Origin of the sequence: Actinokineospora bangkokensis (assembly GCF_001940455.1) — a bacterium.
Lineage (GTDB): Bacteria > Actinomycetota > Actinomycetes > Mycobacteriales > Pseudonocardiaceae > Actinokineospora > Actinokineospora bangkokensis.
The window spans coordinates 89,519-94,617 of record NZ_MKQR01000023.1; the positions used below are offsets into that span (position 1 = coordinate 89,519).

Sequence of the window (5,099 nt, forward strand, 5' to 3'; positions counted from 1 at the left end):
GCCGATGTCGCCACCAGGCTGGGTCGGCCCGCTACACGGCCGCTATAACCGCAGGTCAGTGCTGGAAGACCTGGGGCTCGACCACGGTGCGCTGCTCACCACCGGCGGTGAACCCGTTGGCCCACAGGGAGTTGACCCTGGCCCGCTCGGTGGAGTTGGGGTAGGAGTTGGTGCACGAGGTGCCGGGGCCGCCGCCGGACATCAGCTCCGAGCACGGGCCCGAGTAGTGGTCGGGCAGGCCGAGCACGTGCCCGGTCTCGTGCGTGATGACCCGGATGACGTCGTACTGGCGGACCTGGGTGTAGTCGATGAAGATGTAGCCGCTGCCGTGGCCGTTGGTGCTGGCGTAGGACCCGCGGGGGTCGTTGCCCTCGCGGTAGGAGAAGTTCGCCCCGGAGGACACCCGCTGCAGCTTGACGTTGGTGACCGAGCTGTTCCAGTGCGAGGCGCTGGTGGCGATCTGGTTCACGAACGACGGCGCCCCGGTCACGCTGTAGGTGAGCGTGACGACGGCGGCACCGGCCTCGGTCGCACCGGCCGGGGTGGCGGTCAGGGGGACGACGGCCGCGGCCGCGATGGCGGCGGCGGCGAGGGACTTGCGGAACATTCGCGGACTCCTCGGTTGCAGGGGGAGGATTCCTCGACGGTAGAAGGCGCGGTCGCCCTTTCACCAGGTCATCGGCCTGTGGTTAATTGCCAACCGCAACGGCGTATTGACCAGGTGGGGGGCTCACCGGTCAGGCTTCTCCGCCCACCAGCACCGCCTCGGCGGGCACCACCCGCGGGTCGCGGCGGGTGCGGTTGAGGGCGAGCACCCCCGCCGCCACGACGCACAGCACCGCGGCGACCAGGAACGGCGCCCTCGACCACCCGAACCACTCCGCGACGTGCCCCACCAGCGTCGCGGCCAGCGCGCCGCCCAACCACCGGCAGAAGTTGTACCCGGCGCTGGCCACCGGCCGCGGCGCGCCGCTCGCGCTCATCGCGGTGCCGGTGAACAGGGTGTTGAGCAGTCCGGACGCGACCCCGCTCAGGACCACCGCGACCACCAGGACCACGTTGTCCTCGATCACCATCGCCGCCATCAGCGCGGCGTAGGCGAGCACGGCCACGATCGTCGCGTGCCGCTCCCCGAGCCGCCCGGCCAGCTTCGGCGCGAGCACCACACCGGACACCGCGACGCACAGCCCCCACCCGAAGAACACCAGCCCGATCGGCACAGCCCCCCACCCGAGCACGAACGGCGACCACGCCAGCACCACGAAGAACGCGGCGGTGTAGAGGGCCGATCCGATCGAGGTCAGCAGCAACCCCCTGTGCCGCAACGCCTTCAAGGGGTCGAGCACCCGAACCCGCTCCCGCGGCTCGTGCCGGTCCGACCTCAACCGCGTCGCGCACAGCACCAGCGCGACCGCCATCAGCACCGCCGCCCCGGCGAACGGCCCCCGCCACGAGACCGACCCCAGCAGCGCCCCCAGCAACGGCCCGGTCGACAGCCCCAACCCGAGCGCGGCCTCGTAGAGCACGATCGCCCCCTGTTGCCCACCCGACGCCGCCCCGACGATCACCGACAACGCGGTCGCGATGAACAGGGCGTTCCCCAACCCCCACACCGCCCGCAACCCGACCAGCTCCCCGATGCTCCCCGCCAACGCGCACGCCACCGTCGCCACGACGATGAGCCCCAACCCCGCCAGCAACGTCCGCTTCGCCCCGAACCGCGACGCGCACGCCCCCGTCACCAGCATCGCCAGCACCTGCACCCCCAGGTACGACGAGAACAGCAACGTCACCTGCGAAGGGCTCGCCTGCAACCCCTCCGCGATCGACAGCAGGATCGGGTCCACCAACCCGATCCCCATGAACGCGATCACCGCCGCGAAGGCCGTGACCCACACGACCCTCGGCTGCCCCTTCAACGACTCCGCCAACCCCGGACCGGACATGCCGCAGACCTCCCACCGCAGGACTCCCCCGGGGCGCGGCCGTCCCGGGCTAACGCTTAGCAATGCTACACAACTTTCCTTAGCCTCGCTAACCACCCCGCCCCGCGACCCCCCTGCGCCCCCACCCCGCCGGTCAGTACACTGGTCCCCGGACCCCGTGCGGTGTGCACCCCATGAACCTCCCCAGGGCCGGAAGGCAGCAAGGATAAGTGGGCTCTGGCAGGTGCGCGGGGTCCCCCTTTTCTTCCCCCGGGCGCACTCTCGCCCCTCGCGCAAAGCCGAAGGCGAGCCCCGCCCTTCCCTGGAGCCGTCGTTCGGCCAACACCCCCGCACCCCCGAAACTCCACGCGCCCAGCCCCCACAACCCCCCGGCAAAGCCAACGAAGCTCAGCTGAGCAAAAGGTCATGGGCTTTGCTCAGCCCCCCCCGGCCTGACCCAGTCCCGGCCGCTCGTAGCTCGGGAGGTGGCGTGTCAAGGGTGGGCGTAGCCCATCGCGAAGCGACGCCGAAGGCGCCCTTGACTCGCCACCTCCCGAGTTACACACTCGCGGCCCCCGAGGACAGGCCCCACTGCGCCCAGCAACCCCGTCCACACCGCGCCAATCCCACCCGTCCCCACCGAGCCAAGATCAACTTCACACGCCCCCGCGCGTCACCATCCGCAGCCCCCACCCACCCAAGGGGCTCTGGTCCCTTGCGGCCATTCTACCCGCTGACCAGCGCAAACAAGGCCGCAATGATCTCCCTGTGGACAACTCGCCCACGTCCGGGTGACCCACCGCAGGGGGAACCGCGAGTCACCGCGCAGACAGGTCGAACAGCTTCGCGATGTGCTCGTAGCTGCGGATGCGGTCGGCGTGGTCGTAGACCGAGGTGGTGATCATCAGCTCGTCCACCCCCGTGGACGCGATCAGGTCCTCCACGCCGCGCCGGACGGTCTCCGGGCCGCCGACGACCTGGCCGTCGAGGCGCTCCTCCAGGAACAGCCGGTCGATGTCGGTGTAGTCGTACGCGGCGGCCTCGGCGGGGGAGGGGAGCTTGCCGGGGTCGCCCTTGCGGAGCTTGAGGAACTGGAGCAGCGCGGGCTTGGCCAGCTCCCGGGCGGTCTCGTCGTCGTCGGCGCAGAGGACGTTCGCGGCGATCATCGCGTACGGCTCGTCCAGCACGGCGGAGGGGCGGAAGCGCTCCCGGTACAGCGCCAGCGCGGGCAGCGTGTTCTCCGAGCTGAAGTGGTGCGCGAAGGCGAAGGGCAGGCCGAGCAGCCCGGCCACCTGCGCGCTGTAGCCGCTGGAGCCCAGCAGCCAGATCGCGGGCTGGTTGCCCAGTGCGGGCACCGCCGTGACGCCCTGAGAGTCGCGGCCGGTGAAGTAGTTGGCGAGTTCGGTGAGCTGCTGCGGGAAGTCATCCGCCGAGAGCGGCCCGGTGGTCCGGCGCAGCGCCCGGGCGGTCACCTGGTCGGTGCCCGGAGCGCGCCCGATGCCCAGGTCCACGCGCCCGGGGTGGAAGGCCTCCAGCATGCCGAACTGCTCGGCCACCACGAGCGGGGCGTGGTTGGGCAGCATCACCCCGCCCGACCCGATCCTGATCCGCTCGGTGGCCATGCCGATGTGCCCGAGCAGCACCGCGGGCGCCGACGAGGCGATGCCCGGCATGTTGTGGTGCTCGGCGACCCAGTACCGGTGGTAGCCGAGCCGTTCGGTGGTGCGCGCCAGGTCGAGGCTGTTGCGCAGGGCCTCGGTCTCGGTGGCTCCGCTGGCGACGGGGGCGAGGTCGAGTACTGAGAACGGGGTGCTCACCCCCGCTGCAACGCCCGGGCACCGCCGGGGATTCCCGGGTCGCCGGGGCCGGTAGTGTCGTGGCGTGGCGCTCGCCCTCTACCGCAAGTACCGGCCCGCGACCTTCGCCGAGGTGGTGGGCCAGGAGCACGTGACCGTGCCGCTGCGCACCGCGCTCGCCGCGGGCCGGGTGAACCACGCCTACCTGTTCTCCGGCCCCCGCGGCTGCGGCAAGACCTCCAGCGCCCGCATCCTGGCCCGCTCGCTCAACTGCGCGCAGGGCCCGACCGACGAGCCGTGCGGGGTGTGCGACTCGTGCGTGCAGCTGGCCCCGAACGGCCCGGGCAGCGTGGACGTCACCGAGTTGGACGCGGCGTCGCACGGTGGTGTCGACGACGCCCGCGAGCTGCGCGACCGCGCCTTCTACGCCCCGGCGCACTCGCGCTACCGGGTGTTCATCGTCGACGAGGCGCACATGGTCACCACGCAGGGCTTCAACGCCCTGCTCAAGATCGTCGAGGAACCGCCGGAGCACCTGGTCTTCATCTTCGCGACCACCGAGCCGGACAAGGTCCTGCCCACGATCCGCTCGCGCACGCACCACTACCCGTTCCGGCTGATCCCCCCCGGCGCGATGCGCGACCTGCTGGAGCGCAACTGCGCCGCGGAGGGCGCGGTCGTCGAACCGGCGGTGTTCCCGCTGGTCATCCGCGCGGGCGGCGGTTCGGCCCGCGACACCCAGTCGGTGCTCGACCAGCTGCTGGCCGGCGCGGGCCCGGAGGGCGTCACCTACGACCGGGCCGTCTCGCTGCTGGGCGTCACCGACTCCGCGCTGCTCGACGACGTGGTGGACGGCCTCGCCGCAGGCGACGCCTCGGCGGTGTACGCGACGGTCGACCGGCTGGTGGAGGCGGGCCACGACCCCCGCCGCTTCGCCTCCGACCTGCTCGACCGCCTGCGCGACCTGGTCCTGCTCAAGGCGGTCCCGGACGCGGGCCCGCGCGGCCTGGTCAGCGCCCCCGCCGACGAGCTCGAAGCGATGAACCGCCAGGCCGCCGCGATCGGCGCGGCCACCCTCACCCGCTACGCCGAGATCGTCCACACCGGCCTGACGGACATGCGCGGCGCCACCGCCCCCCGCCTGGTCCTGGAGCTGCTGTGCTCCCGCATGCTCCTCCCCGGCGCCGTCCCCACCGACGCCGCCGCGGACTCCGCCGTCCTGCAACGCCTCGAACAGCTGGAACGCCGCGCCACCGTCGCCTCCCCGGCGCCCCCCGCGGCCCCGGCCACCCCGGACCGCCCCGCCGCGCAGCGCCCGCCCCAGCGCGAGGACCGCCCCCAGATCACCCGCCCCTCCCAGCGCCAAGCCGCCCCGGAG

General features: G+C 72.4%; 4 protein-coding genes and 1 other RNA gene. 2 read left to right on the top strand and 3 right to left on the bottom strand.

Translation table 11 applies throughout. The features are described 5' to 3' along the window. Positions 1–55: 55 nt before the first annotated feature. Positions 56–607, bottom strand: a complete 552-nt coding sequence (locus tag BJP25_RS21790) for a snapalysin family zinc-dependent metalloprotease (protein ID WP_075976856.1) — start codon at positions 605–607, stop codon at positions 56–58. 130 nt (positions 608–737) lie between these two features. After that, a complete protein-coding gene (locus tag BJP25_RS21795) occupies positions 738–1,946 on the bottom strand; it encodes an MFS transporter (RefSeq protein WP_075976857.1) in 1,209 nt (402 codons plus the stop codon). Positions 1,947–2,093: 147 nt separating this feature from the next. Here BJP25_RS21795 and ffs point away from each other — a divergent pair. After that, an RNA gene (gene ffs, locus BJP25_RS21800) (signal recognition particle sRNA small type) lies at positions 2,094–2,188 on the top strand. A gap of 555 nt (positions 2,189–2,743) precedes the next feature. On the opposite strand, the gene BJP25_RS21805 is transcribed toward ffs, so the two are convergent. Beyond that, entirely contained in the window at positions 2,744–3,742 is a 999-nt protein-coding gene (locus BJP25_RS21805) for an LLM class flavin-dependent oxidoreductase (RefSeq protein WP_075976858.1), read from the bottom strand. Between the two features lie 64 nt (positions 3,743–3,806). On the opposite strand from BJP25_RS21805, the gene BJP25_RS21810 reads away from it, so the two are divergent. Continuing rightward, positions 3,807–5,099: DNA polymerase III subunit gamma and tau (locus tag BJP25_RS21810; RefSeq protein WP_143219248.1), on the top strand; the 1,293-nt coding region annotated here is incomplete at its 3' end.

What these genes read in the sequence shown, in the direction of transcription:
- BJP25_RS21790 (WP_075976856.1), bottom strand. Translation starts at nt 607, where the DNA reads ATGTTCCGCAAGTCCCTCGCCGCCGCCGCCATCGCGGCCGCGGCCGTC.
- BJP25_RS21795 (WP_075976857.1), bottom strand. Translation starts at nt 1,946, where the DNA reads ATGTCCGGTCCGGGGTTGGCGGAGTCGTTGAAGGGGCAGCCGAGGGTC.